Raw genomic sequence first — 24027 nt, forward strand, 5'->3', positions numbered from 1 at the left:
CGGCAATAATGACACAGTGAAAAGAAAACGCTAAAATATGATTATTCAGGAATGAAAAGAACGAAGGAGCGTAAACATGGCAGCGAGAAAGATCATTCCGATACGTGTGCCGACTCCGTTTGCAGTCGGCGACGTTATCGTTTATTTAGTAAAAGATGAAGCCCTAACCCTTATTGATTGCGGCCCGAATACAAAGGAAGCGGCTGAATCGCTCTCATTGCAGCTTAAGGAACACGGGGTTTCTGCGGCGGATATAGAACAGGTGGTGCTCACTCATCATCACGCAGATCATTCAGGTCTGCTGCACCTTTTTTCCGACGATGCGGAAGTAATAGGGCATCCGCTGAATGACAGGTACATTACTCAGGATCAGTCGTATATCGCCCGGCAGGAGGACTTTTTTCTGTCGCTTATGACTGAAATGGACGTTCCCCTGACGCCTGAAGACATACATAAAACAGTTAAGCTGTCATACTTATTTTCTGCAAACCGTCCGTTAACGAAAACAGTGAGGGAAGGCGGAAAAATTGACGGGCTTAACGGCTGGACGGTGCTCGAAATCCCGGGTCATGCCGCTTCTCACATTGCGCTCTACCATGAAAAAAGCGGTGAAATGTTCAGCGGCGATCTGCTTTTGTCCAACAGCTCCACCAATCCGATTCTGGAAGCTCCGGAAAAGGGGGGCGTGCGCGCGGCCCCGATGCTCGACTACTTGAACTCAATGAAGCGGCTGTATGACGTAAACCCGTCCTTTTTATATCCGGGACACGGCGATCTGCTGACAGACGTAAAGCCTGCTTTTGACAGGCGGCTTGAAAAACAGAGAAACCGGTCGGAATATGTGCTGCGCCTGTTGTCAGAGGAAACACTGACGGCTTTCCAGGTATGCCGGCGGCTGTTTCCGGCTGTGTATGAAAATGAATTGTTTTTAACGATGTCAGAAACGATCGGCCATCTTGACGTGCTGGCCGCCGAAGGGAAGGCTGTATCCTTTCAGTCGGGGAACACTCTGAAGTTTAAAGCTGTGAAGGGGTGAAGGAAATGGGCAGATTAACGGATAAGCGGATTTGGATCACCGGAGCATCCGGCGGACTCGGAGAACGGCTTGCATATTCCTGCGCGGCAGAAGGGGCTCATGTTTTTTTATCCGCCAGGCGGGAGGACCGCTTGCAGGAAGTGAAAAAGACGATTACCGCGCGCGGCGGACAGTGTGATGTCGTTCCGTTTGACGTCCGGCATGCAGAAGAGGCTGAAAACGTAAGGCGTTTGATCGGTCATGTTGACGTATTAATCAACAACGCCGGCTTCGGCATTTTTGAAACGGCCGCTGATTCATCTTTGGATGATATGAAGGCAATGTTTGAAGTCAACGTCTTCGGATTAATCGCCTGTACGAAGGCCTGTCTTCCTGTGATGCTTCATGCGAAAAGCGGCCATATTATCAATATCGCCTCACAGGCCGGCAAATTGGCGACGCCGAAATCAAGCCTTTATTCCGCAACGAAGCACGCCGTGTTAGGGTATTCCAATGCGCTGCGGCTTGAGCTGGCCGGTACGGGTGTAGCCGTGACAACGGTTAATCCCGGTCCGATCAAAACAGACTTCTTTACAATTGCAGATAAAGAGGGCGGTTATGTGAAAAGCGTCGGCAGATGGATGCTTGATGCCGACCATGTGGCAGAGCGCATTACATCCGTGATTCTGACGGATAAACGGGAAATGAATCTTCCGCGATGGATGAGCCTCGGGACGAAGCTGTATCAGCTTTTCCCATCGTTTACAGAAAAACTGGCCGGCCGCGCATTAAAGAAAAAGTAACAAGGGGGAAAAAGGAATGTCCGACCGGGATATACACAAGGCATTGATGGCAGAGCCTTTAGTCAGGCAAATGGCGGAGGCGCGTGAAGTATTTTGGATCAATCCGCATAAAACCGATGATCCAGTAAAGCATGGCGCTGAATGGAAAAAGGAGATTGCCGAAGCGGAAGAAAGGCTGCGCCGGTTTGCGCCTTATATCGCGTCGGCTTTTCCGGAGACGGAAGCGGAGGGAGGCCTCATTGAATCTCCGCTTGTCTTGATTAATGAAATGAAGAAGCATCTGGAACACAGCGCCGCTCAGGCTTTCCCCGGGCGTCTGCTTTTGAAATGCGACGACGAACTTCCGATTTCCGGTTCCATTAAAGCGCGCGGCGGGATTTACGAAGTGCTGAAGCATGCCGAAGATCTCGCGGTAAAAGCGGGAATGCTCTCAGCAGACGACGATTACAGCATATTGACTGAAGAACGGTTTACCGCTTTTTTCTCAAAATACTCTATAGCCGTCGGCTCTACGGGCAATTTAGGTCTGAGTATCGGCATAATCGGCGCGAAGCTCGGCTTTTGTGTGACCGTTCATATGTCCAGTGACGCAAAGCAGTGGAAAAAGGAGCTGCTCCGGGAAAAGGGGGTTCGCGTCATCGAATATGAAGCAGACTACAGTCTGGCTGTCAAAGAGGGGCGCATGCAGGCGAAGCAGGACCCTTATTGTTATTTTATTGATGATGAGCATTCCCGGGATCTGTTTTTGGGGTATGCCGTTGCGGGAAGCCGTGTGAAAAAGCAGCTCGACCAAATGAACATAAAGCCTGATGCAGATGAACCGCTTTTCGTTTATTTGCCGTGCGGGGTCGGAGGAGGCCCGGGCGGCGTCGCGCTTGCGCTAAAGCTGATCTATGGCGAGCATGTCCATATTTTTTTCGGTGAGCCGACGCATTCACCGTGTATGCTGTTAGGACTGTTTTCCGGCTTGCATGACGGAATCAGCGTGCAGGATATCGGTCTTGATAATCAAACGGCCGCCGACGGACTCGCGGTGGGAAGGCCGTCCGGACTGGCCGGCCCTCTGATGGAGCCTATACTAAGCGGCTGTTATACCGCCGATGACGGCACGCTTTTTTCGCTGCTTTATCAATTAAGGGCGGCCGAGAATAAGAGCCTTGAACCCTCTGCACTCGCCGGACTGGCCGGGGCCGTCAAGGTCGTTCAGACCGAAGCCGGAAACCGTTATATAAAAGAGCGGGGGCTTGAGATGGAAAATGCCGTGCACCTTGTGTGGAGCACCGGCGGAAGCATGGTTCCGGAGGAGGAAATGGAAGAGTACAGCCGGATCGGTTCCTCATTTTTGAAAAAAATGGGCAGACAGTGAAGCGGTTTTCCGTTACAATCTTTGTAAGCGTTTGTTTTTTTATCGGAAAGCCATACAGAGAGATTGGTGTGAATTGTGAAAAGTAAAGAATTGAACTTACATACATTGTATACGCAGCACAGCCGCGAGTCGTGGGCCGGATTCGGCGGCCATCTTTCCATTGCCGTTTCAGAGGAAGAAGCCAAGGCGGTAGAGGGGCTGAATGACTACCTGTCGGTGGAAGAAGTAGAAACGATCTACATTCCGCTTGTGCGCCTTCTCCATCTTCATGTCACGTCTGCCGCAAGACGGAATCAGCATGTCAATGTGTTTCTGAAGCATCCGCATTCAGCGAAAATCCCGTTTATCATCGGAATCGCGGGCAGCGTCGCCGTCGGCAAAAGCACGACGGCGAGAATTTTGCAAAAGCTTCTTTCCCGTCTGCCGGACAGGCCGAAGGTGAGCCTGGTGACAACCGACGGTTTCTTGTATCCGACGGCGGAATTAAAAAGGAAAAACCTTCTGTCCAGAAAGGGATTCCCGGAAAGCTACGACGTGAAAGCGCTGCTTGAGTTTCTGAACGATATAAAGTCGGGGAAAGAGAGAGTGGAGGCGCCCGTATATTCCCATCTTACGTATGACAGGGAAGAGGGCGCCGTCGAGGTTGTCGAAGGTGCGGATATCGTTATTATCGAAGGAATCAATGTCCTGCAGTCGCCGACCTTAGAGGACGACAGGGAAGATCCGCGGATTTTTGTATCGGATTTCTTTGATTTTTCGATCTATGTGGATGCCGAAGAAAGCCGGATTTTCACGTGGTATTTGGAGCGTTTCCGCCTCTTAAGAGAAACCGCTTTTCAGGATCCGGCTTCTTATTTTCATAAATTTAAGGATTTGTCTGATGCAGAAGCGGATACCATGGCCGCCTCCATTTGGGAGAGCGTCAACCGTCCGAATCTGTATGAAAATATCCTGCCGACAAAATTCAGATCGGATTTGATTTTGAGAAAAGGTGATGGCCATAAAGTTGAAGAGGTGCTGGTAAGGCGGGTGTGATGGGAGGAGGAAGCGAATATTATGATGCATCATATTGAGTTGTATGTATCTGACTTGAAAGCCTCCGCCCGGTTTTGGGGATGGTTTTTAGGTGAGCTCGGTTATAGAGAATTTCAAAATTGGGACTCCGGCATCAGCTGGAAAAACGCAGGATTTTATGTTGTGCTTGTACAGACAGAGGAGCGTTTTTTAACACCGGAGTACCACAGATGCCGGGTCGGGCTGAACCATCTGGCTTTTCATGCTGCATCAAGAGAGCAGGTTGACGAGATGACAGAAAAGCTGCTTGCCAGAGGATGCCCCGTGCTTTACAGGGACCGCCATCCATATGCAGGCGGAAGCACGCATTACGCCGTATACACGGAGGACCCGGATCGGATAAAAGTGGAGCTCGTTGCGCCTGCTTCTGAATGAACTATAACTTTTCGTTTTTTTCTTCGCGCAGCGCGTCGAGTTTCTTTTCGATTCTGTCCAATTGTATGCGGCGCTTGTTCAAGCTTCTGAATACGTATATCACGGCAAACAGGAAAAATGCGGCTGCAATAAATGAAATCAATTGAAAAATGACATCACCGATGTTCATCTTTTTTACCTCCGTGTGCGGCGGGTTTCTTCAGCCCGCCGTTTTTTCATTTTGACCGATGTGAAGACATGGGGGATGAATCATTTCTCTCCTAGCTTTGTTTTTTTTCTGAGAATGAATAGTTTCTGCATGTGGCTTATGACCACTTTTGCGGCCGCATATCCCGGAATGGCCAGAAGCATCCCGGCAATTCCTGAGAATTTGCCGGCGGCAAGCAGAAGAAAAATAATGGTCAGCGGGTGAATGTCCAGCTTCCGTCCCATAATTTGCGGGGAAATCAGCTGGCTTTCAAGCTGCTGTACAATGACGACGACCGTAATCACCAGCACCGCCTCGGTCGGTGAATCGAACAATCCGACAATGACTCCGGGAAATGTGCCGATCCAAGGCCCGATAAACGGAATCAGGTTTGTCACCATGGCGAACGCGCCCAGAACGAGCGGATAATCGAGCCCGATTATAAAATAGCCGATTGTGACGAGTACGCCGACACAAAAACTGACGAGCAGCTGTCCTTGTATGTATGAACTGAGAGCTTCATCCATGTCCTGAAGGATTTGTTTTCCTTCTTTTTTATGTTTTTCCGGAAGAAGCCGCAGCAGTCGCCGGGGGGCTTTGTTTCCTTCTTTTAACATGTAATACAGCGCAAACGGAATAATGGCTGCGGTGATGGCGGCATTGGCAGCCGTACCGGCCAGGCTGCTGAGAGAATCAGCGATTGAACCGGAATAATTTGCGGCTTTGTCTGCTAATTTTTTAAAGGAATCCCCATGCTGAAGCCGGGAAAACCATTTGCTGTCCTGAAGATGCCCGATCCAATTTTCAGCTTTTGCGGAAAGCTCCGGAATATGATCTGTGAAGGCTGTAAACTGTTTTTGAACGGCAGGGCCCGCCGTATAAAGGAAGAGGACAAAAAGGCCGGCTGTTCCCGCATAAATCGCTAAAATCGCGATTCCTTCGGGCAGCTTTAATTTCGCATGCAGCACTCTGACGAGCGGGCGGCACAAATAGTAAAGGACGCCCGATAATACAATGGGCGGAAACAAGGTTTTAACCGTAATCACAACAGGCTGGAACAAAAAGTCTATTAATGTTCCGAGATAAATGATGAGAAATAACAGAAGAACGGCATAGCCGATCCTGAAATAAGGCCCGACAGGCATATCCTGCACCACGCAATCTTTAAGGGTTTACTCTCGGACATTTCCCTTATCGCCCGGTGCATAAACGTCGTGTCAGGAAAACTGCCCCTGATTGGTGACGTAATCGTAGATAATATCTTCTACATGGGCATGGAGATCCTCATCGGGTTCTTCATTCCTTCTTTCTTCTAAAGCTTTTTTTAAACTCTGTTTTTCATAGGGGCTCAGCGGATCTGTCGACACATTCCGTCCATACTGGCGGAGGGCTTGTCCCAGCATTTTTTCTATAAATTGATCCATTATATATTCTCCTATTCTTGTCATTCATCTTTATTCTACTAAATATCATGTGATCCTCCCACTCTTCTATCATATTTTCTGTCAGGGCCGGGTTAGGATTTTTATTCCAATTCAGCTGAGAGAATACGATGAAACGGCAGCGTTAACGCATCTTCATCGTTTATGATTTTTAAACGCTTTTCGTCATGCCTCACTTGTTTTACCCAGCCCCAAAAGCGGCGGGGGCCGTGTGCGGAAGCGTAGGTGACCGAAATGGCCCTGCCTTCTTCAATCGACGCCGCAATGATGCGGTTCATGTCGTTCAGTTGCTCTTCGCTCAGTTCCGGAGGCCGGAATTCCCGTTCTTTTCGTTTTTTCGCAAGCAGCTGCTCCCGATGTTCGGGCAGCATCATCCGGCTTGATTCCCACATGACATTATACCCGGGTGTTAATTTGTTCGGATTCATGTATATCACCTCAAATTATTTGTAATGCCCGCCGATTTTTTCAGCCCGGTGAAAGGCTTGGCCGGCCTCTGTCAGTGAAGCGGCATGGAGGAGCGACGCAGGGCCGTACCGCTCATGAATATCATCCAATACTTTGCCGAGACTGATCTTTTTTTCCTGGGCATCGAACAGGCTCAGCTGAACATAATCACAAGGCTCCAGCTGGGAAAGGGAGACGCCGGCGCTGCGGACGGGCGCACCGTTCCAATGCTCTTTGAAGAGCTTGACCGCCGTTTTAAAAATATCCATTCCGAAATTAGTCGGTGACACCAGCTTTCTCTGTCTGTGAAAACCTGAAGGGAATTCAAAATCAGCGCCTCTGATGCTGACCGAAACCGTATGGCCGATGTATTGTTTGAAACGGGCGCGGCGGGCCACTTCTTCGCTTAACTCCAGCAGCACGACTTTGATATCCTCAAAGCGGCTGTAGTCTCTCGGGAGGGTCATGTTATGGCCGATCGCTTTTTGCCGGCTGTGCGTGTTGACGGTGACCGGAGAGGGATCGATGCCGCGGGCTGTCCGCTGAAGCAATTCGCCGTTAATGCCCCAGCGTTTTTTCAGCAATTCGGCGGGGTGTCCGGCAAGCCCGCCGATTGTGCTGATACCCATCCGTCTTAAATGATGCTCCATCCGTTTTCCGATGCCGAATAATTTTCCGATCGGCAGCGGCCACAGATCCTGCCTGATATTTGACATATCCAATCTGTGGATGCCGGATGCGTTTTTTTTGGCAAAATGGTCGCAAGCCATTTTCGCGAGCGCCTTATTCGGCCCGATGCCGACACGGGCATAAATTCCGAATTCACGCATAATCGCTTGCTGAATGCTTTCGGCAATTGTAAAAGGATCACCGAACAGCCGCCTGCTTCCGGTCACGTCGAGAAACTGCTCATCGATGGAGTAGGGTTCTACAAGATCGGTATACCGTTCAAACAGTTCGGTAATCATGACGGATACATCAATATACCGCTGCATCCGCGGACGGACAATAACGGCGTCGGGACATTTGGCCTGCGCTTCCCACAGCCGTTCGGCATTTTTTACGCCGTATCGTTTGGCGAGCGGACAAGCCGCAAGCACGACGCCGCTGCGTCTTTCGGGATCTCCCGAGACAATCACGGGCCGGCTTTTGAGATGAGGCGCTTCCGCTTTTTCCACAGACGCATAAAACGATTGCATATCTACAAGAAGAATATCAGCCATAAAAAAACCTCCGGGAACATTTGTTCTGTTTTTCATTGTACCCGAACAATGATCACGTTTATACTGGTAAATCATTCCCCGGCTGGAAGACGTGCTGATTCGTTCGCTTGAAAAGAAATCATTTACAATTGCAAACAACCCACATATAATTTTTTATATTCCAATGAGAAGAGCTGACATTCATTTTGCCGGACGAAAAGGAGAGTCAATCGATAATGGATATTCGAACAATTACCTCTGAAGACTATGAAATGGTTACGTCTGTTTTGAATGATTGGTGGGGCGGCAGGCAGATGAAAGACAAACTGCCGCGCTTGTTTTTTGAACATTTTCAGGACACAAGCTTTATCACGTACGGGCCGGAGGGAATGACCGGTTTTTTAATCGGTTTTCAGTCACAATCAGACCCTGAGACAGCCTACATTCATTTTTCCGGTGTGCATCCGGATTTCAGAAAAATGCAAATTGGAAAACAGCTCTACGATCGATTTATGGAGACGGTGAAAAAAAGGGGCTGCACAAAAGTCAATTGCGTGACGGCACCTGTCAATAAAGTATCAATCGCTTATCATACAAAATTAGGCTTTGAAGCTGAAAAAGGAACCAAAACCGTAAACGGAATCCCTGTTTTTGCGAATTATGACGGTCCGGGAGAAGACCGGATTCTGTTTGTGAAATATATGTAGAGGGGGATGAATATGGGTTTTTTAGCTGACACGCCCAAACCGCCTTATTATGCGGTCATTTTTTCATCAATAAAGGGAAAATATGATGAGGAATATGAACATACGGCAGAGCGCATGATGAATTTGGCAGGCGGACAGCCGGGCTTTTTAGGCGCGGAAAGCGTTCGGGAGGAAAACGGCTGCGGCATCACGGTTTCCTACTGGGACAGCCTGGAGGCGATTAAAAGGTGGAAAGATCATACTGACCACCAGGCGGCAAAACAAAAAGGAAAAACCGCCTGGTATGAAGCGTACGCGGTCCGCATTACGAAGACGGAGTCACAGCGGATGTTTGCGTCAAAAGGGGCGGAAGATTGATTACATTTTTACAGCATACACAAGAACAGACCGCGCGGGAAATTGCGGCGGTTCAGCGGTGCGCTTATCAAAAAGAAGCCGAGCTGATCGGCTTTTTCGGCATTCCCGCCTTGCATGAAACACCCGATGATATACAGCGGTCACGGGAGACGTTTGCCGGTTTCAAGGAAAAAGATCAGCTTGCAGGCGTCATTTCGTATGAAAAAAAGGGATATGACCTTGTCATATGCAGGCTGACGGTGCACCCGTCCGGCTTTCGAAAAGGAATCGGACGGGCGCTTATTCAATTTGTGATAGATCAAAACCGGGACGCCCAAAAAATAGAGGCGGCTACCGCCAGCCAAAACGTTCCGGCAGTCTCTCTCTATTTAAAAACCGGGTTCACAGAAGCCGGACAGATAGAGACGCCGGAAGGGCTGACCCTCTCGTTTTTTCATCTTTATCCGAAGAGGAAAGCGGAAGTTGTTCCGTACAAGCCGGAATGGAAAGAAACGTTTGAAAGAGAGAAGGCGGACTTGATCCGAATCTTCGGCCCAGCACTTCATTCTGTCAGCCACATCGGCAGCACCTCTATCCCGGGGATGGCCGCCAAACCCGTCATCGATATACTGGCGGAGGTTAAAGATATTTCGGACGCTGACCGATTCAGTCCGCAGCTGGAAGCACTCGGCTATGAGGCGAAAGGGGAAAACGGGATAGAGGGCCGGCGTTTCTTTCAAAAAGGCGGCAACAAGCGCACACACCACGTTCACATATACGAAACAGGCCATCCGGACGTGAAGCGTCATCTGCTGTTCCGGGATTACCTCACCGCAAAGCCTGAAAAAGCGGCTCAATACATGGAACTGAAACGGCACCTCGCTGAGACATACCCATACGATATGGCAAAGTATAGTGAAGGGAAAAATGACTGGATCAAGGCGGCTGAACAAGAGGCAAAGGACTAAGGAGAGCGGGCTGCTGTAAAGAAAGCAGAAACAATGCATACAGCGGCTCGGTATGCTACAATGGCGAAAATGAAAAACGGAGGATCATCTATGCAAATACATGTGACGGATGCGGCGAAACACACACTTCAGCAGGCGATGGACGCCAACCCGGGGAAAAAAGCGCAGCTCCGCTATGATGCAGAAGGCTGCGGGTGCGCGGTGAGCGGCGTGCCGACCATCTGGCTGGCGGACGAATTAACGGGACAATGCGAAGCCATTGAAACCAACGGACTTCCGCTTTACATCCAGACCTCACAAAAAGTGTTTTTTGACGAGGAAATGACAATCGATTACAATGAAAAGGCAAAAACGCTCGTCTTAAAAAGCCCGGCAGAGATGCTGAGCCCGAGAATGAGCATATTAGTAAAGCAGGGAGAAACGGAAAGTGAATCAAAAGCTGAAAGCCATTAAACAGACGGCACAGCATAAAACGTGGGTATCCTTTCTGAACAACAACCACCCGTACAGTCTGCTGCACTGGTCCATCGGAGGCGCTGAATCCGTTCAGAAGGATGTCTGGCTGCTTCAGGATGAGATGACCTTCAAAGCGCAGGAGTTTATGACAATCGACCTCGCCATTGACTGGATCGGAGAAAATATGGACGGGATTACCGACGTTTTATGACGGGAAAGCGAAAGAACCAGCATACGTTCTTTCGCTTTTTTACGTTTGCGTCATGGTATCTAAAAAGGTTTGAACGGCTTTACGGTAGCTCTCCGGATTTTTGGTGTATGACATGGCATGCCCGCCCGATTCGGCCAGATAGAGCATCTTAGGGCCGCGTTTTCTGCGGTGCAGCAATTCGGAACAAGCGGAGGGTATATAATCATCTTCCTTACTGTGAATAAACAGCACGGGCTGCCGGATGCGGCTGATAACCGATAAAGGCGATACATCACGGATACGGTATCCTTCTCTCATCCGCAAAAAGAAATCAGCCAAAGGCAGAAGCGGCCACGGAGGCAGCCGGAACTCCCGCTTCAGCCTGTAGGCGAGCTGATCGCGAAAGCTTGCGAACGGACAGTCCGCAATATAAAAATCAGCGCCGTTTTCATCCTGATGCCCGCCCGCGTATAATAAGGCCGTCACCGCCCCCATCGATTCCCCGTGGATGCCGATTCGACCGCCGTCTCCGGTTTTGTGTCTCACCCAATTCACGGCTTCTTCCAAATCATCTTTTTCAAAATAGCCGTAGCTCGTCGTTCTGCCGCCGCTTTTTCCGTGCCCGCGGTGGTCATATACGAGCACATTCCATCCTAAATCTAAAAATAAATCCATGTATTTCAATGAATTGAACGAATTTACGGTAACGCCGTGACAAATAATCATGGTGTTTGCCGTATGATGCGGGGCGACGTAAAAGCCTTTGATCTCATACCCGTGGCGTGACAGGATGACGGCTTCTTCTTTTTCCATGGCCTGAAAGGAATCAAATCTATCATGCCCGTCCGCCGTTTCTTTTTTCATGATATCTTCATCCGTCTTTTTCTTCATAAACATAATCAGATTCGTAAAAGCGAATCCGGCAGCCAAAAAGACTGCGCAAGCCGAACCGAACACCGCCAGCCATTTTTTCACACAGGCACCCTCCTTTCATATGAAAAATCCTTCCTCCGGCTTTTCAGGACCGTGAACGTTGCCGGCCTCCGGCGCTCCGTGGTACACTTGCTTCACCATATTCAGATACGGGGGGCGTCATGATGAAAAAGCAGCTGCCTAACGAAAAACACAGCTTAAAAGACGATCTGGGGGAAGATCTGAAGGCCAGGCTTTTGCAAATGAAAAGTGAGCTGAAGGAAGAAGACGAGAAAAAACAGGCGCAGCAAAAGGCGGAACAAATCAGAAAGCGAAAAGAAAAAGAAAAACATAAAAGCTTTGAAGAGCTTCTGAATGAAAGCAGTCTCGATTGGCACAAATATAAATAAACCGGCATCTGACAAGGTGCCGGTTTTATTGTTTAAGAACGATGGGCTTCGTATACGTCCCGTTTTGTATGGTATTGCAGGGCTTTGATTTCCTGGCTGCTTAAACGCCGGGCCTCTGCAGCCGAACAGTTTTCTCTCAGCTGCTCAAGTGAGCTGGCTCCGGTGATGACAGAAGCGACGGCCGGCTGTGACAGTAAGTATTGAAGAGAAAGCTCCGTCATGCTCAAGTCAGGTGCGGCAGCGCTGATCGCTTTTTTGGTTTCTGCCAGTTCTGCAAAAGAATATGTTAAATAGCCGTTCTCTTTTACGCTTGCGGCCGCTTGATCAAGCGGTTTTTCCGTAAGAAGCCCTTTAGCGACAGGCCCTCTTGCGACTACGCTGATTCCGTTCTCCTCTAAAAGGGGAAGCCACTCCTCGGGACGCCGGTCCAGCAGGCTGTATTGCATCATAACGCTGGTGATATTTGATTTTTTCACATATTCTTTAATAACATTCGGACGAATCGAGGAAATGCCGTAATACCGGATGACACCTTCCTGTTTTAAGTCCTCAAATGCTTCGATCGTTTCGTCAATATGGTCTTCCATCGTGCCGCCATGCAGCTGATAAAGGTCGATATAGTCCGTTTTCAGCCGGCGCAGGCTGTTTTTGACCGCTTCTTTTATGTAGCCCTTGGAAGCGTCCCAATGCCAGCCGTCTTTATCATCATTCCAGCGGTTTCCGGCTTTCGTGGCTAAAATGATGTCGTGCCTGCGGTTTTTGACGGCCTCCCCGACAATTTCCTCATTTCTGCCGAAATCATAAAGATCAGCGGTATCTAAATAATTGATTCCAAGCTCGATCGCTTCATCTAAAATAGACAGCGCTTTAGCTTTATCCGTGCCCAGCGACATACAGCCGAGCCCGATTTCGCTTATTTCTAAATCAGAATGTCCCAGTGTGCGTTTTCTCATCGTTTCGCTCCTTTTTATAGTCTTTTATTGACCGTAATATAAAGGCGCGAAGTTTTCAACTGTTAAGGCCCGGTGATCCAATCTCCGATATAGCGGAATGTCCGTCCGTATTCTTTCAGTTTAGCCCGCACTTCCCACGCCTTTCCGACCAATACGATACTCTTATCCTTCCGGTACACCTTCAATCGAAAAGCACCTCCCTCTCATGCATGTATGATAAAATATATGAGGCATAATAGAGAGACAGAACGGGAGATGAAATGATGAAACATTTAGAAGAAAAAACACTTGCGAAAAAAAAGCTGTATGACGGGAAAGTCATAGATCTTTACTTAGAGGATGTAGAGCTCCCGAACGGAAAAACAAGCAAGCGGGAAATCGTCAAACATCCGGGAGCGGTGGCCGTACTTGCGGTGACCGAGGAAGGAAAAATCATTTTGGTGAACCAGTTCAGAAAGCCGCTGGAACGGACAATCGTTGAAATTCCGGCCGGGAAGCTTGAAGAGGGGGAAGAGCCGGAACATACGGCGTTAAGAGAGCTCGAGGAAGAAACGGGATATACGGCGGAAACCTTGACGAAAATCACCGCTTTTTATACATCACCCGGGTTTGCTGATGAAATCGTGCATCTCTTTCTTGCGGAAGGGCTTTCGCTGCTGGAAGAAAAACGAGAGCTGGATGAGGATGAATTTGTCGAAGTCATGCAGGTCACGCTTGAAGAGGCCGTGAAGCTGATTGAATCCCGCAGGGTGTATGACGCAAAAACGGCGTACGCGATTCAGTATCTCCAGCTGAAAGAAGCGCTGAAGGAAAAATGATGAAAACCATCTATGCGGATCTGCATATTCATATCGGCCGCACCTATACGGGAAAACCGGTCAAAATCACCGGGGCCAAAACGTTGACGCTGCACCGGATTTTAGAAGAAGCCAGTGAGGGGAAGGGAATTGAACTATTGGGCATCATCGACTGCCATTCCCCGGAAGTCATAGAAGAAATCGAGCGCGGAATTGATGAAGGCGGATACCGTGAGCTGAAAGAAGGCGGCATCCGGTATCGGAATACGACGCTTCTGTTGGGCAGTGAGCTTGAAATCTATGATCACACATGCCGCGGGCCGATTCACGTTCTCGTCTTTATGCCGGCTCTTGCCGAAATGAAGATGTTTTCTGAGTGGCTCGCAAAAAGGCTTAAAAATATCCATCTCAGTTCCCAGCGCATTTATGAAACCGGTTTGAATCTACAAAGGAAAACAAAGGAATTGGGCGGGCTGTTTATTCCCGCCCATATGTTCACCCCGCATAAAAGCCTGTACGGAAAAGGGGTCATATCTTCTTTGAGAGAAGTTTTCGACCCGTCGCTCATTGACGCGGCGGAACTCGGGTTAAGCTGTGACACCGACATGGCTTCGCGGGTAACAGAACTTGATCCGTATACATTTTTAACAAATTCTGATGCGCATTCCTTAGGAAAAATCGGCAGAGAATATAATGAAATGCTTCTTAAAGAAGCGAATTTCACGGAATTTTCGCTGGCTTTAAAAGGGAAGGACGGAAGAAAAATCACGGCGAATTACGGGCTGAACCCGAAGCTCGGGAAGTATTACCGGACGGCTTGCGACCGCTGCGGCAGCCCGGTTGAAAAAGGAGCTTCCGCATGTCCGGAGTGCGGGGGGAAAACAATGACAAAAGGGGTCAGTGAACGGCTGGAGGAACTGAGCGGCCCGAAAAAAAGCCGCGTGCCGCGGCCGCCGTATATTCATCAAATCCCGCTGCAGTTCATTCCCGGGGTCGGGCCGAAAACGTTAGAAAAACTGAAGCGGGCTTTCGGGACAGAGATGGCGATTCTTCATCAGGCGCAAGAAGAGGAATTGGCGCGTGTCGTCCAGCCTAAAATAGCGGCTGTCATTCATAAAGCGCGCACCGGGCAGCTCGTCCTTGAGGCCGGGGGCGGAGGGACGTACGGCAGAATCAAGCCGTAAAAGCCGGTTTTTAGCGGAGCTCCTCCTGCACCTTCTTTTTCGTGCGGACAAACGCAATCAATTCGATGATTTCATCCTGATTCAGCGGCTGTCCGTCAACGGTCAGTGTGCCGCGGCCTTGTGCGGCGTTTGTTAATTCGATGGTCTGGGCAAACGGCTCCGCCTTTTTTTCAGTGCGCCCCAGTAAATCGTCGCACGTCGTGTCAAACAGATCGGCAAGCGTGCCCAGCGCCTCGAATGACGGACGCCGGTATCCTGATTCATACCCGGCGTACGTGCTTTTGGCGATGCCGAGACGGTCAGCCGTATATTGAAGAGACCAATTTTTCTTTTTTCTCAGTTCAGTTAAACGATCTAAATTCATATTCAAAACCGCTCCTTTTCACTTGAGCAAATTATATCATATCGATATGCAAAAGTGTACGCGAATTGAATAATAATCACTTGATTAATTTCATTCGTCTGTCTATAATTTGATTAAAAGTATGCGAAAAGCGAATGCTTAACACATCTTGAGAAATGGATGAAGAGGTGCAGGGTATGAAAAAATTATTGCTGTTAACAACCGGAGGAACAATCGCCTCAGTCGAAGGAGAAAACGGGCTTGCACCCGGGGTGAAAGCAGACGAATTGTTAACCTACGTATCAAAACTTGATAACGATTACACGATGGAAACCCATTCGTTAATGAACATCGACAGCACAAATATGCAGCCTGAATACTGGGCCGAAATCGCAAATGCTGTCAAAGAAAAATATGACGCATATGACGGGTTCGTCATTACGCACGGGACAGACACAATGGCTTATACATCAGCGGCACTGTCTTATATGCTTCAGCATGCTGATAAACCGATCGTCATTACGGGTTCGCAAATCCCGATTACATTTCAAAAAACCGATGCCAAAAAAAATATCACGGACGCGATCCGCTTCGCATGTGAAGGGGTGGGCGGCGTATACGTCGTATTTGACGGCAGAGTCATTCAAGGCACACGCGCCATTAAATTAAGAACGAAAAGCTATGATGCATTTGAGAGCATTAACTATCCGTATATCGCGTTTATTACCGAAAACGGAATTGAATACAACAAACAAGTGCACATGCCAAAAGACGATGCTTTTACGGTCAATACTTCACTTTGCACGGACGTGTGCCTGCTCAAGCTACACCCGGGGCTGAAACCGGAAATGTTTGACGCATTAAAGGGCATGTACAAAGGAATCGTCATTGAAAGCTACGGCAGCGGCGGCGTGCCGTTTGAAGGAAGAGACATTCTCGCCAAAGTCAATGAAATGATTGAAAGCGGCATTGTCGTCGTCATTACGACACAATGTCTTGAAGAAGGAGAGGACATGAGCGTCTATGAAGTCGGCCGAAGAGTCAATCAAGATCTCATTATCCGCTCCAGAAATATGAACACGGAAGCCATCGTGCCGAAATTAATGTGGGCGCTCGGCCAGTCTCACAACTTGGCTGAAGTCAAAAACATTATGGAGACACCGATCGCAGACGACGTTGTACTGTAAAAACATGACTACCACAAAGAGAAAGTAGGGTTTTAGCATGACAAACGCGCAAAAAGAATATCGTCAGGAAAAAGATTTCCTCGGAGAAAAACAAATTGAAGCTGATGTGTATTACGGAATACAAACGCTGCGCGCGAAAGAAAACTTTCCGATTACCGGCTACCGCATCCACGAAGAAATGATTAATGCGCTCGCCATCGTCAAAAAAGCGGCGGCGCTTGCCAACATGGATGTAAAACGGCTGTATGAAGGAATCGGAAATGCGATTGTACAGGCCGCAGATGAAATTCTTGAGGGAAAATGGCATGACCAATTTATCGTCGATCCGATCCAAGGGGGAGCCGGAACGTCCATGAACATGAATGCCAACGAAGTAATCGGCAACAGGGCTCTTGAAATCATGGGGCATAAAAAAGGTGAATACATTCACCTCAGCCCGAACACACACGTCAACATGTCACAATCGACGAACGACGTGTTCCCGACGGCAATCCATATTTCAACCTTGAAACTTTTGGATAAGCTCCTTGATACGATGGCGCATATGCTCAGTGTCTTTAAAGATAAAGCGAAACAATTTGATTCTGTCATTAAAATGGGGCGCACACACCTTCAGGACGCTGTGCCGATCCGTCTCGGACAGGAATTTGAAGCATACAGCCGCGTGCTTGAGCGTGACATAAAGCGAATTAAACAATCCCGCCAGCATCTGTATGAAGTAAACATGGGGGCAACGGCCGTAGGTACGGGACTTAACGCCGATCCGCGCTACATAGAACAGGTTGTGAAGCACCTGGCTGACATCAGCGGACTGCCGCTTGTCGGCGCCGGCCATTTGGTTGACGCCACGCAAAACACTGATGCGTATACGGAAGTTTCAGCCGCGTTGAAAGTATGCATGATGAACATGTCTAAAATCGCCAACGATCTGCGCTTAATGGCTTCAGGTCCGCGCGCGGGACTTGCGGAAATTTCATTGCCCGCCCGTCAGCCGGGATCATCCATTATGCCTGGGAAAGTCAACCCTGTAATGGCAGAGCTGATCAACCAAATCGCCTTCCAGGTCATCGGGAATGACAATACGATCTGCCTCGCTTCAGAAGCGGGCCAGCTGGAGCTTAACGTAATGGAGCCGGTACTCGTATTTAACCTGCTTCAATCCATCAGCATCATGAATAACGGGTTCCGTTCATTTACCGATCATTGTCTGGCGGGAATTGAAGCCAACGAAAAACGCCTGAAGCAATACGTGGAAAAAAGCGTCGGCGTCATTACAGCGGTCAATCCGCACCTCGGGTATGAAGCGGCTGCGCGAATTGCCCGTGAAGCAATCATGACGGGGCAATCTGTAAGAGATCTTTGCCTTCAAAATGATGTACTGACAGAAGAAGAATTGGATATCATTTTGAATCCATATGAAATGACAAAACCGGGGATTGCCGGAAAAGATCTATTAGAAAAATAAATTTTAAAGCAACAACAGCCGCCTTTTCACGTTTTTTAGTGAATAGGCGGTTGCCATACAAAGGGATGAGGCAGTATAGTATAATTTGTTATATCATTTGATGAAAGCGTTTTAGCTTTTTTCTTCTAGGGGGATTTTCTTGTGAAAGAGGTCAGATTGCCAAATTTATTGGAAATTATTATCTTATTATTCGGGTTTTTAGCACTTGTCTTATCGTTCACAGTGTTTTTAGACCTGCCGATCCAGCTAGCTCTATTAATATCCTGGTTTTTCGCTATTATTCTCGGAGTCAGGCTGGGATATTCATATAAAGACTTGCAGGATTCGATTGTCACCGGGATATCAAACGGTCTTGAAGCGGTGTTGATTCTCGTTTCGGTCGGTGCGCTCATCGGGACATGGATTGCCGGCGGCGTTGTGCCGACGTTAATTTATTATGGTTTAGAGTTTATTAATCCTCATATTTTCCTTCTGGCTACACTGGTTATTTGTTCCGTTATGTCCGTTGCGACCGGAACGTCGTGGGGAACCGTGGGAACCGCGGGGATCGCCATGATTGCCATCGGAGAGGGAATGGGTATACCGCTTCCGATCGTAGCGGGAGCCGTTTTGTCCGGCGCTTACTTCGGAGACAAGCTTTCACCGCTGTCTGACAGTACGGTGCTTGCCTCCACGCTTTCTAAGGTGGATGTGCTGTCACACGTCAGAGCGATGATGTATCTGTCAATTCCGTCCTATATTATTACGGCCATTCTATTTACCGTAACGGGATTTATATACGGCGGAAAAAATATTGATCTCGGCAAAGTGGAATTTTTAAAATCTTCATTGCAGAAAACGTTTGACATTCATATATGGATGCTCATTCCGGCTGTTGTCGTCGTTGTCCTTCTGATTTTGAAAAAGCCGTCTATGCCCGTTATCATCATCGGTGCTTTGCTTGGCGCAATCTGGGCTTCCGTCTTTCAGGGAATGAATTTTGCCAGTGCCATCGCGACTGCTTATAATGGTTTTTCTATTAAAACGGACGTCGAATTTTTAAACGGCCTGTTAAACCGCGGAGGCATTACCGGTATGCTGGATACGTTAGTCGTTATCCTGTTCGGTCTCGGTTTTGGAGGAATTCTCGAGAAGCTCGGCGTATTAAAAGTGATTGTCTCAACTTTTGAGAAAAAGCTGACCACACCGGGAAATGTAACGCTTTCGACATTGATCGTCGCCCTTTTAGGAAACATTTTCGGCTGTGCGATGTACGTGTCATTGATCCTGACGCCGAAAATCATGGAGAACAGTTATGATAAACTGAAACTTGACAGAAGAGTTTTATCCCGGAACGCAGAGGTGGGCGGCACGCTTACTTCAGGGATGGTGCCGTGGTCTGATAACGGCATCTATATGGCCGGCATTCTCGGCGTATCCACATTTTCTTATCTGCCGTTCATGTGGCTCAGTTTTGTATCTATCGGACTGGCAATATTGTACGGATACACGGGGAAATTCATTTGGTACACGAAAGAAAAATCCTTGCAATCTCAAAAATTGGGTTAGGAGGTTCATTTCATGATTACAAAGCATATGATTCGGACGTTAATGATTGAAACGCCGACTGTTCCCGGAAATCTCGGAAAAGTGGCAACCGCCATCGGAGTGATGGGCGGAGATATCGGGGAAGTTGAAACCGTTAAAGTCGGCCCGAACTACACAATGCGCAACATCACGGTGCAGGCCGAAAATGAAGAGCAGCTGCAGGAAATCATTCAAGCCATTGAAGCTCTCGGTGAAGGCATCCGGCTTCATACAGTCTCAGATGAAGTGCTCTCTGCTCATGAAGGCGGCAAAATTCAGATGAAAAGCAAAATGCCGATCCGGACACTGGCTGAGCTTGGCCGTGTTTATACGCCGGGCGTCGCCGATGTGTGCAGACTGATTGAAAACGAGCCTGAAAAAGCGTCCATCTATACGACAATCAGCAATTCTGTCGCCATTGTCACCGACGGAACGGCGATTCTCGGCCTCGGCAATATCGGCTCTGTCGCCGGAATGCCCGTAATGGAAGGGAAAGCCGCGCTTTTTGACCAGCTGGCGGGTATCAGCGGAATTCCGATTTTGCTCGATACCTCTGATCCGGAAGAAATCATTCGCACGGTAAAACATATTTCCCCGGGGTTCAGCGGAATTCTGCTTGAAGATATCGGTTCGCCCCACTGCTTTGACATTGAAGACCGCCTGAAAGAAGAACTGGACATTCCGGTTATGCACGATGACCAGCACGGCACGGCGGTCGTCACGCTCGCCGCCGCCATTTCCGCTTGTAAAAGCGCCGGTCTTGATTTAAAAGAAGCGAAGGTCGGTCAGATCGGTCTCGGCGCGGCAGGCGTCGCCATCTGCCGCATGTTTATGGCATACGGAGTCAAAGCGGTCTGCGGAACGGACAAGTCAGAAGACGCAATGAACCGCCTCGCTCAGTACGGAGGTCAGCCGCTTGGAAGCATCAAAGAATTAATGGACACGTGTGACATTGTGATCAGCACCACAGGAGTTCCGGGTCTCATTAAAAAAGAGGATGTCAGAAAAGGACACGTCATTCTGGCTTTATCTAATCCGAAGCCGGAGATTGAACCGGAAGAGGCATTACAAGCCGGAGCCGCTTATGCAGCTGACGGCCGTTCGGTCAATAATGTTCTCGGCTTCCCGGGGATTTTCCGCGGCGCGCTGAACGCCAAAAGCAAGAAAATCGACCATGAAATGCTTGTGGCGGCCGCAGAAGCCATCGCCTCTTGCACGAAACACGGCGATCTCGTGCCTCAGCCTTTGGATGCGGACGTGCATCAAGCCGTATCAGCAGCCGTAGAACGGGCCGCGGCAGGGAAATAAACAACTCTTACAGTACCGGACATGTGCCGGTGCTGTTTTTTTATCATGAATAGGAAGCGGAATTCTTAGGCAGGCTAACAGATAGCAAAAGACGGAATAAAGAGGTGTCGATGTGGATTATTTTCCGCTGATCCATACAAATATTTGGGATGCTGTGATCGGCGTGCCGGTCGTCTTATGCGTCACACAGCTGATCAAAGTGTTCTGCCGGGTTCCGGGCATATTCGTTCCCACGATTGCCCTTGCTGCCGGAAATGTTGTGTCTATCGTTTTCGGTCATCATGAACACGTGTATGCGGGGATTTTTATGGGGTTTTTTTACGGATACGCCGCAATGGGGAGCTATTCATCTGCCAAAACGTCTCTGCGCGCTTACCGGTCGAAACATGAGCCGTATTCATGAACACATCTGGATTTTTTTGTTATGATAAAGAAAAGGGAAAAAGGAGCGGTTGGCACATGGCGAAGAGCAAAACGAAAAAAATGCGGGAGCATCTCAAAAGAAACGGGATGCGTGACGCAGTCCTGTCAAGGGGGACAGCGCCGTCTTTCAGCACCCATGAAAGAGTGACGAAAACCAAAAAAGACAGGCTTGAAAGAATAAAGCATAAAAAAAGGAACCCCTATGATCACCGGAGTGATGACGGGGGTTCTTTTTTTATGCCTGAATCTCGCGCCTTTCTATGATTTCTCTGTCATGTTTTCTCTTTTCTTTCATACAATCTACTAAATCAAGTCAATAGATTAGCGGGAGGAAAGCGGTATGAGAAAACAATCGTACAAAGAACTGTTTTTTCGCCATGTAAAGGATCATCTGTCACTTTATATATTTGTGTTCGTCTTGTTTTTGATGGGGGTCATTTTCGGGGCGATCATCGTCAACAGCATGACCATCACGCAGAAAGAAGATTTGTATTACTATTTAAGCAAGTTTTTCGGACAGCTGTCTGACGGAAAACATGCCGGCGCTTCAGAAATGTTTTGGCAGGCCGTCTTTCATGATGTGAAATATTTGGGGCTGATGTGGATTCTCGGTATTTCCGTGATCGGTCTTCCGGTTATTTTCATTATGGTGTTCTTAAAAGGAATCGTCGTCGGCTTCACGGTCGGTTTTTTAGTGAATCAAATGGGGATGAACGGGTTTTTCCTGTCATTTATTTCGGTTCTGCCGCAAAACATCGTTCTCATTCCGGCGTATCTTATCATGGGGACATGCTCTATCGCTTTTTCACTGAAACTGATCCGGCAGCTGTTTGTCAAACGCAGCCTTCATGACGCGCCGATCCAATGGTTCGGACGTTACGCCTTCGTGCTGATTCTCATCGTTTTCTTCTCGGTCATCGCCTCGCTGCTCGAGGCGTACGTGTCTCCGCTGTTTATGGAAAAGCTGTCATCACGCATATTTTAGAATTATTATCACAAAATAATACTTTTATTTATCAGTTTATAATAATTATAGTTGGAACTCTGCGCGTATTTTGTTATAATGAGTCATGGAATGCGGCGTAGGAGGGAAAGACATGGAAAACCGTATTGATCGAATTAAAAAGCAGCTGCACTCGTCAAGCTACAAGCTTACGCCACAGCGGGAAGCAACGGTAAGAGTGCTGCTTGAAAACGAAGAAGACCATTTAAGCGCAGAAGATGTATACCTCCTCGTAAAAGAGAAATCTCCTGAAATTGGTCTCGCTACAGTATACCGTACATTAGAATTATTAACAGAATTAAAAGTCGTTGATAAAATTAACTTCGGGGACGGCGTATCCCGCTACGACCTTCGCAAAGAAGGCGCGGCTCACTTTCATCACCATTTGGTGTGCATGGAGTGCGGAGCCGTCGATGAAATTGAAGAAGATCTGCTTGAAGACGTTGAAGAAGTGATTGAACGTGATTGGAAATTTAAAATTAAAGATCATAGATTGACTTTTCACGGAATCTGCCACCGCTGCCGCGGGGATGAAACAGAGTAAAAGCCTACGAACCTTTTCTGCCAGGAAAGGGTTTTTTGCTGTCTTTATGTATAAAAGCCTTTGAAATTGGCATAAGGTGTACTAACAGCCGCCAAAAGAAAGGGTCGATCGAAAGATGGGCAGATTCCTAAAAACAGCCGCGGATACGATCAAAGTGTTTATTCTGTTCACAGGTTTTACCGCGCTGTTCTATTATGCTATGATATGGGTGAATTCAGAGTATGAAAACTATCATCGGTACGATAAACCGGAAGGCTCCGCCGTCAAAGTGGCCAAAACGGAACATGAGGAGAAAGACGGCTGGTTCGGCCGATTGATCTTTTTTTACCAAAACGGGGAGTAGATCAAGAGTGAAGGATCAAATTAAGGATTTCATCCATTATGTGAGGGTTGAAAGAGGGCTGTCCCAAAATACGATGATGTCCTATGAGCGTGATCTGAAAAGTTATTCTCTCTTCTTAACTGAAACCCTTCAGATCACTTCATGGAATGATGTGACCCGTCTTCATATTATTCAATATTTAAAGCATATAAAGGACTCCGGGAAATCCGGCAAGACGTCTGCGAGGCATTTGGCGTCAATCCGGTCTTTTCATCAATTTCTGTTAAGGGAAAAAGCCGCGGATAAAGATCCTTCGGTACATATTGAAACACAAAAAACAGAGCGGACGCTTCCGAAAGTATTGGCGCTTCAGGAAGTTGAGCGGTTATTGGACACGCCTAAGCTTGACAGCCCGTTCGGCCTCAGGGATAAAGCCATGCTTGAACTGCTGTACGCGACCGGCATCAGGGTCAGCGAGATGATCGAGCTGAAATTATCCGACGTCCATTTGACGATGGGATTTGTCCGCTGCTTCGGAAAAGGGCGGAAAGAGCGGATTGTGCCGATTGGTGAAGCCGCTTCTCATGCGATAGAAGCATACATTGAAAAAGCCAGAGGGAAATTATTAAAGAAAAACGTAACCGAAGCGCTTTTTCTGAATCATCACGGCAGGCAGATCAGCCGTCAGGGATTCTGGAAAAACCTGAAAAAAATCGCACTTGAAGCGGGGATTAAAAAAGAGCTGACACCGCACACGCTCCGGCACTCCTTTGCAACGCACCTGCTCGAAAACGGGGCGGATCTGCGCGCCGTGCAGGAGATGCTCGGACATGCCGATATTTCCACGACGCAAATTTATACGCATGTGACGAAAACAAGGCTGAAGGACGTGTACAAACAGTATCATCCGCGCGCTTAGGAGCCGCTGCCAGAGGGGCCGCGGCTTTTTTTGCCGGATTGGCGGAATACAGAGAAGGTTCTAATTATTTGAATCGGCATTGTCAACAAGAATGTAAACGGTTTATACTTGAGTTGTCTGACC

At 48.3% G+C, this 24027-nt stretch carries 32 protein-coding genes; 23 read left to right on the top strand and 9 right to left on the bottom strand.

From position 1 onward, the window contains the following. Positions 1–76 precede the first annotated feature (76 nt). The 5 genes from AC3WTF_RS01955 to AC3WTF_RS01975 all read left to right on the top strand — a co-directional run bounded on the left by AC3WTF_RS01955 (position 77) and on the right by AC3WTF_RS01975 (position 4633). Positions 77–1036, top strand: a complete 960-nt coding sequence (locus tag AC3WTF_RS01955; RefSeq protein WP_015417764.1) for an MBL fold metallo-hydrolase — start codon at positions 77–79, stop codon at positions 1034–1036. Positions 1037–1041: 5 nt separating this feature from the next. After that, positions 1042–1818 (top strand): SDR family NAD(P)-dependent oxidoreductase, encoded by a 777-nt coding sequence (locus AC3WTF_RS01960; RefSeq protein WP_039063282.1) that lies wholly within the window; start codon positions 1042–1044, stop codon positions 1816–1818. 16 nt (positions 1819–1834) lie between these two features. Then, a complete protein-coding gene (gene dsdA, locus AC3WTF_RS01965; protein WP_038464056.1) occupies positions 1835–3184 on the top strand; it encodes a D-serine ammonia-lyase in 1350 nt (449 codons plus the stop codon). A gap of 75 nt (positions 3185–3259) precedes the next feature. Then, positions 3260–4219, top strand: coding sequence for a type I pantothenate kinase (coaA, locus tag AC3WTF_RS01970; RefSeq protein WP_003153290.1), 960 nt, complete (start codon positions 3260–3262; stop codon positions 4217–4219). A 24-nt stretch (positions 4220–4243) separates the two neighbouring features. Next, positions 4244–4633, top strand: a complete 390-nt coding sequence (locus AC3WTF_RS01975; protein ID WP_029973629.1) for a VOC family protein — start codon at positions 4244–4246, stop codon at positions 4631–4633. A 1-nt stretch (position 4634) separates the two neighbouring features. Here AC3WTF_RS01975 and AC3WTF_RS01980 read toward each other — a convergent pair whose 3' ends face one another. From AC3WTF_RS01980 to AC3WTF_RS02000, 5 genes are all read right to left on the bottom strand, one after another. Next, positions 4635–4802 carry a DUF4083 family protein gene (locus AC3WTF_RS01980; protein ID WP_007409388.1) on the bottom strand — a complete coding sequence of 56 codons (168 nt, stop codon included), beginning with the start codon at positions 4800–4802 and terminating at the stop codon, positions 4635–4637. 80 nt (positions 4803–4882) lie between these two features. Then, on the bottom strand, positions 4883–5965 hold the full coding sequence (locus tag AC3WTF_RS01985) for an AI-2E family transporter (RefSeq protein ID WP_020956036.1): 1083 nt from the start codon (positions 5963–5965) through the stop codon (positions 4883–4885). Positions 5966–6037: 72 nt separating this feature from the next. After that, positions 6038–6244 (bottom strand): YqzH family protein, encoded by a 207-nt coding sequence (locus AC3WTF_RS01990; RefSeq protein ID WP_003153294.1) that lies wholly within the window; start codon positions 6242–6244, stop codon positions 6038–6040. 101 nt (positions 6245–6345) lie between these two features. After that, complete coding sequence (locus AC3WTF_RS01995) at positions 6346–6690, bottom strand: YolD-like family protein (protein ID WP_076851372.1); 345 nt, start codon at positions 6688–6690, stop codon at positions 6346–6348. A 15-nt stretch (positions 6691–6705) separates the two neighbouring features. After that, positions 6706–7932 (bottom strand): DNA polymerase IV, encoded by a 1227-nt coding sequence (locus AC3WTF_RS02000; RefSeq protein ID WP_076851373.1) that lies wholly within the window; start codon positions 7930–7932, stop codon positions 6706–6708. A 215-nt stretch (positions 7933–8147) separates the two neighbouring features. On the opposite strand from AC3WTF_RS02000, the gene AC3WTF_RS02005 reads away from it, so the two are divergent. From AC3WTF_RS02005 to AC3WTF_RS02025, 5 genes are all read left to right on the top strand, one after another. After that, positions 8148–8618, top strand: coding sequence for a GNAT family N-acetyltransferase (locus AC3WTF_RS02005; protein WP_007409392.1), 471 nt, complete (start codon positions 8148–8150; stop codon positions 8616–8618). A 12-nt stretch (positions 8619–8630) separates the two neighbouring features. After that, positions 8631–8975, top strand: coding sequence for an antibiotic biosynthesis monooxygenase family protein (locus tag AC3WTF_RS02010; RefSeq protein ID WP_015240143.1), 345 nt, complete (start codon positions 8631–8633; stop codon positions 8973–8975). Next, complete coding sequence (locus AC3WTF_RS02015) at positions 8972–9922, top strand: GNAT family N-acetyltransferase (protein ID WP_020956033.1); 951 nt, start codon at positions 8972–8974, stop codon at positions 9920–9922. The genes AC3WTF_RS02010 and AC3WTF_RS02015 overlap by 4 nt, the downstream gene beginning before the upstream one ends. 90 nt (positions 9923–10012) lie before the next feature. Then, positions 10013–10375 carry an iron-sulfur cluster biosynthesis family protein gene (locus AC3WTF_RS02020; RefSeq protein WP_014305346.1) on the top strand — a complete coding sequence of 121 codons (363 nt, stop codon included), beginning with the start codon at positions 10013–10015 and terminating at the stop codon, positions 10373–10375. Beyond that, positions 10350–10589, top strand: a complete 240-nt coding sequence (locus AC3WTF_RS02025; protein WP_020956032.1) for a DUF2552 family protein — start codon at positions 10350–10352, stop codon at positions 10587–10589. Before AC3WTF_RS02020 ends, AC3WTF_RS02025 begins: the two co-directional genes overlap by 26 nt. 39 nt (positions 10590–10628) lie before the next feature. On the opposite strand, the gene AC3WTF_RS02030 is transcribed toward AC3WTF_RS02025, so the two are convergent. Further along, positions 10629–11543 carry an alpha/beta hydrolase gene (locus AC3WTF_RS02030; RefSeq protein WP_020956031.1) on the bottom strand — a complete coding sequence of 305 codons (915 nt, stop codon included), beginning with the start codon at positions 11541–11543 and terminating at the stop codon, positions 10629–10631. A 122-nt stretch (positions 11544–11665) separates the two neighbouring features. On the opposite strand from AC3WTF_RS02030, the gene AC3WTF_RS02035 reads away from it, so the two are divergent. Further along, positions 11666–11890, top strand: coding sequence for a YqkE family protein (locus AC3WTF_RS02035; protein WP_076851375.1), 225 nt, complete (start codon positions 11666–11668; stop codon positions 11888–11890). Positions 11891–11922: 32 nt separating this feature from the next. On the opposite strand, the gene AC3WTF_RS02040 is transcribed toward AC3WTF_RS02035, so the two are convergent. Together AC3WTF_RS02040 and mciZ are read right to left on the bottom strand one after the other, a co-directional pair. After that, on the bottom strand, positions 11923–12843 hold the full coding sequence (locus AC3WTF_RS02040) for an aldo/keto reductase (protein ID WP_007409397.1): 921 nt from the start codon (positions 12841–12843) through the stop codon (positions 11923–11925). Between the two features lie 62 nt (positions 12844–12905). Next, on the bottom strand, positions 12906–13028 hold the full coding sequence (mciZ, locus tag AC3WTF_RS02045; protein ID WP_041482451.1) for a Z-ring formation inhibitor MciZ: 123 nt from the start codon (positions 13026–13028) through the stop codon (positions 12906–12908). A gap of 78 nt (positions 13029–13106) precedes the next feature. Here mciZ and AC3WTF_RS02050 point away from each other — a divergent pair, with 78 nt between their 5' ends. After that, the gene (locus tag AC3WTF_RS02050; protein ID WP_061046644.1) at positions 13107–13661 is read left to right on the top strand and encodes an NUDIX domain-containing protein; all 555 of its coding nucleotides are present in this window, start codon (positions 13107–13109) and stop codon (positions 13659–13661) included. After that, positions 13661–14824, top strand: a complete 1164-nt coding sequence (locus tag AC3WTF_RS02055; RefSeq protein WP_076851376.1) for a TIGR00375 family protein — start codon at positions 13661–13663, stop codon at positions 14822–14824. The genes AC3WTF_RS02050 and AC3WTF_RS02055 overlap by 1 nt, the downstream gene beginning before the upstream one ends. A 10-nt stretch (positions 14825–14834) precedes the next feature. Here AC3WTF_RS02055 and AC3WTF_RS02060 read toward each other — a convergent pair whose 3' ends face one another. Then, positions 14835–15188 (bottom strand): helix-turn-helix domain-containing protein, encoded by a 354-nt coding sequence (locus AC3WTF_RS02060; protein WP_007409399.1) that lies wholly within the window; start codon positions 15186–15188, stop codon positions 14835–14837. Positions 15189–15364: 176 nt separating this feature from the next. Here AC3WTF_RS02060 and AC3WTF_RS02065 point away from each other — a divergent pair, with 176 nt between their 5' ends. The 10 genes from AC3WTF_RS02065 to xerD all read left to right on the top strand — a co-directional run bounded on the left by AC3WTF_RS02065 (position 15365) and on the right by xerD (position 23904). Continuing rightward, on the top strand, positions 15365–16354 hold the full coding sequence (locus tag AC3WTF_RS02065; RefSeq protein WP_003153321.1) for a type I asparaginase: 990 nt from the start codon (positions 15365–15367) through the stop codon (positions 16352–16354). Positions 16355–16391: 37 nt separating this feature from the next. Next, positions 16392–17819, top strand: coding sequence for an aspartate ammonia-lyase (aspA, locus tag AC3WTF_RS02070; RefSeq protein ID WP_003153322.1), 1428 nt, complete (start codon positions 16392–16394; stop codon positions 17817–17819). 141 nt (positions 17820–17960) lie between these two features. Next, positions 17961–19367, top strand: a complete 1407-nt coding sequence (gene nhaC / locus AC3WTF_RS02075) for a Na+/H+ antiporter NhaC (protein WP_061046645.1) — start codon at positions 17961–17963, stop codon at positions 19365–19367. Between the two features lie 12 nt (positions 19368–19379). Beyond that, positions 19380–20693 (top strand): NAD-dependent malic enzyme, encoded by a 1314-nt coding sequence (locus tag AC3WTF_RS02080; RefSeq protein WP_007409402.1) that lies wholly within the window; start codon positions 19380–19382, stop codon positions 20691–20693. 112 nt (positions 20694–20805) lie between these two features. Continuing rightward, the gene (locus tag AC3WTF_RS02085; protein WP_003153325.1) at positions 20806–21096 is read left to right on the top strand and encodes a hypothetical protein; all 291 of its coding nucleotides are present in this window, start codon (positions 20806–20808) and stop codon (positions 21094–21096) included. A 56-nt stretch (positions 21097–21152) separates the two neighbouring features. Next, positions 21153–21380 carry a ribosome rescue factor BrfA gene (brfA, locus tag AC3WTF_RS02090; RefSeq protein WP_012117898.1) on the top strand — a complete coding sequence of 76 codons (228 nt, stop codon included), beginning with the start codon at positions 21153–21155 and terminating at the stop codon, positions 21378–21380. A gap of 76 nt (positions 21381–21456) precedes the next feature. Further along, complete coding sequence (gene spoIIM, locus AC3WTF_RS02095; protein ID WP_007409404.1) at positions 21457–22101, top strand: stage II sporulation protein M; 645 nt, start codon at positions 21457–21459, stop codon at positions 22099–22101. Positions 22102–22213: 112 nt separating this feature from the next. Further along, positions 22214–22663 carry a ferric iron uptake transcriptional regulator gene (gene fur / locus AC3WTF_RS02100; protein ID WP_003153330.1) on the top strand — a complete coding sequence of 150 codons (450 nt, stop codon included), beginning with the start codon at positions 22214–22216 and terminating at the stop codon, positions 22661–22663. A gap of 115 nt (positions 22664–22778) precedes the next feature. Then, the gene (locus AC3WTF_RS02105) at positions 22779–23006 is read left to right on the top strand and encodes a YqzK family protein (protein ID WP_003153331.1); all 228 of its coding nucleotides are present in this window, start codon (positions 22779–22781) and stop codon (positions 23004–23006) included. 7 nt (positions 23007–23013) lie between these two features. Beyond that, entirely contained in the window at positions 23014–23904 is an 891-nt protein-coding gene (gene xerD, locus AC3WTF_RS02110) for a site-specific tyrosine recombinase XerD (RefSeq protein ID WP_020956024.1), read from the top strand. Positions 23905–24027 lie beyond the last annotated feature (123 nt).

Source organism: Bacillus sp. EB106-06-01-XG163, from assembly GCF_058791615.1.

Coding starts and splice junctions, on each gene's coding strand:
- AC3WTF_RS01955 (WP_015417764.1), top strand. CDS start 77: ATGGCAGCGAGAAAGATCATTCCGATACGTGTGCCGACTCCGTTTGCA.
- AC3WTF_RS01960 (WP_039063282.1), top strand. CDS start 1,042: ATGGGCAGATTAACGGATAAGCGGATTTGGATCACCGGAGCATCCGGC.
- dsdA (WP_038464056.1), top strand. CDS start 1,835: ATGTCCGACCGGGATATACACAAGGCATTGATGGCAGAGCCTTTAGTC.
- AC3WTF_RS01975 (WP_029973629.1), top strand. CDS start 4,244: ATGCATCATATTGAGTTGTATGTATCTGACTTGAAAGCCTCCGCCCGG.
- AC3WTF_RS01980 (WP_007409388.1), bottom strand. CDS start 4,802: ATGAACATCGGTGATGTCATTTTTCAATTGATTTCATTTATTGCAGCC.
- AC3WTF_RS01985 (WP_020956036.1), bottom strand. CDS start 5,965: ATGCCTGTCGGGCCTTATTTCAGGATCGGCTATGCCGTTCTTCTGTTA.
- AC3WTF_RS01990 (WP_003153294.1), bottom strand. CDS start 6,244: ATGGATCAATTTATAGAAAAAATGCTGGGACAAGCCCTCCGCCAGTAT.
- AC3WTF_RS01995 (WP_076851372.1), bottom strand. CDS start 6,690: ATGAATCCGAACAAATTAACACCCGGGTATAATGTCATGTGGGAATCA.
- AC3WTF_RS02000 (WP_076851373.1), bottom strand. CDS start 7,932: ATGGCTGATATTCTTCTTGTAGATATGCAATCGTTTTATGCGTCTGTG.
- AC3WTF_RS02005 (WP_007409392.1), top strand. CDS start 8,148: ATGGATATTCGAACAATTACCTCTGAAGACTATGAAATGGTTACGTCT.
- AC3WTF_RS02010 (WP_015240143.1), top strand. CDS start 8,631: ATGGGTTTTTTAGCTGACACGCCCAAACCGCCTTATTATGCGGTCATT.
- AC3WTF_RS02020 (WP_014305346.1), top strand. CDS start 10,013: ATGCAAATACATGTGACGGATGCGGCGAAACACACACTTCAGCAGGCG.
- AC3WTF_RS02035 (WP_076851375.1), top strand. CDS start 11,666: ATGAAAAAGCAGCTGCCTAACGAAAAACACAGCTTAAAAGACGATCTG.
- AC3WTF_RS02040 (WP_007409397.1), bottom strand. CDS start 12,843: ATGAGAAAACGCACACTGGGACATTCTGATTTAGAAATAAGCGAAATC.
- AC3WTF_RS02050 (WP_061046644.1), top strand. CDS start 13,107: ATGAAACATTTAGAAGAAAAAACACTTGCGAAAAAAAAGCTGTATGAC.
- AC3WTF_RS02055 (WP_076851376.1), top strand. CDS start 13,661: ATGAAAACCATCTATGCGGATCTGCATATTCATATCGGCCGCACCTAT.
- AC3WTF_RS02060 (WP_007409399.1), bottom strand. CDS start 15,188: ATGAATTTAGATCGTTTAACTGAACTGAGAAAAAAGAAAAATTGGTCT.
- AC3WTF_RS02065 (WP_003153321.1), top strand. CDS start 15,365: ATGAAAAAATTATTGCTGTTAACAACCGGAGGAACAATCGCCTCAGTC.
- aspA (WP_003153322.1), top strand. CDS start 16,392: ATGACAAACGCGCAAAAAGAATATCGTCAGGAAAAAGATTTCCTCGGA.
- AC3WTF_RS02080 (WP_007409402.1), top strand. CDS start 19,380: ATGATTACAAAGCATATGATTCGGACGTTAATGATTGAAACGCCGACT.
- brfA (WP_012117898.1), top strand. CDS start 21,153: ATGGCGAAGAGCAAAACGAAAAAAATGCGGGAGCATCTCAAAAGAAAC.
- spoIIM (WP_007409404.1), top strand. CDS start 21,457: ATGAGAAAACAATCGTACAAAGAACTGTTTTTTCGCCATGTAAAGGAT.
- fur (WP_003153330.1), top strand. CDS start 22,214: ATGGAAAACCGTATTGATCGAATTAAAAAGCAGCTGCACTCGTCAAGC.
- AC3WTF_RS02105 (WP_003153331.1), top strand. CDS start 22,779: ATGGGCAGATTCCTAAAAACAGCCGCGGATACGATCAAAGTGTTTATT.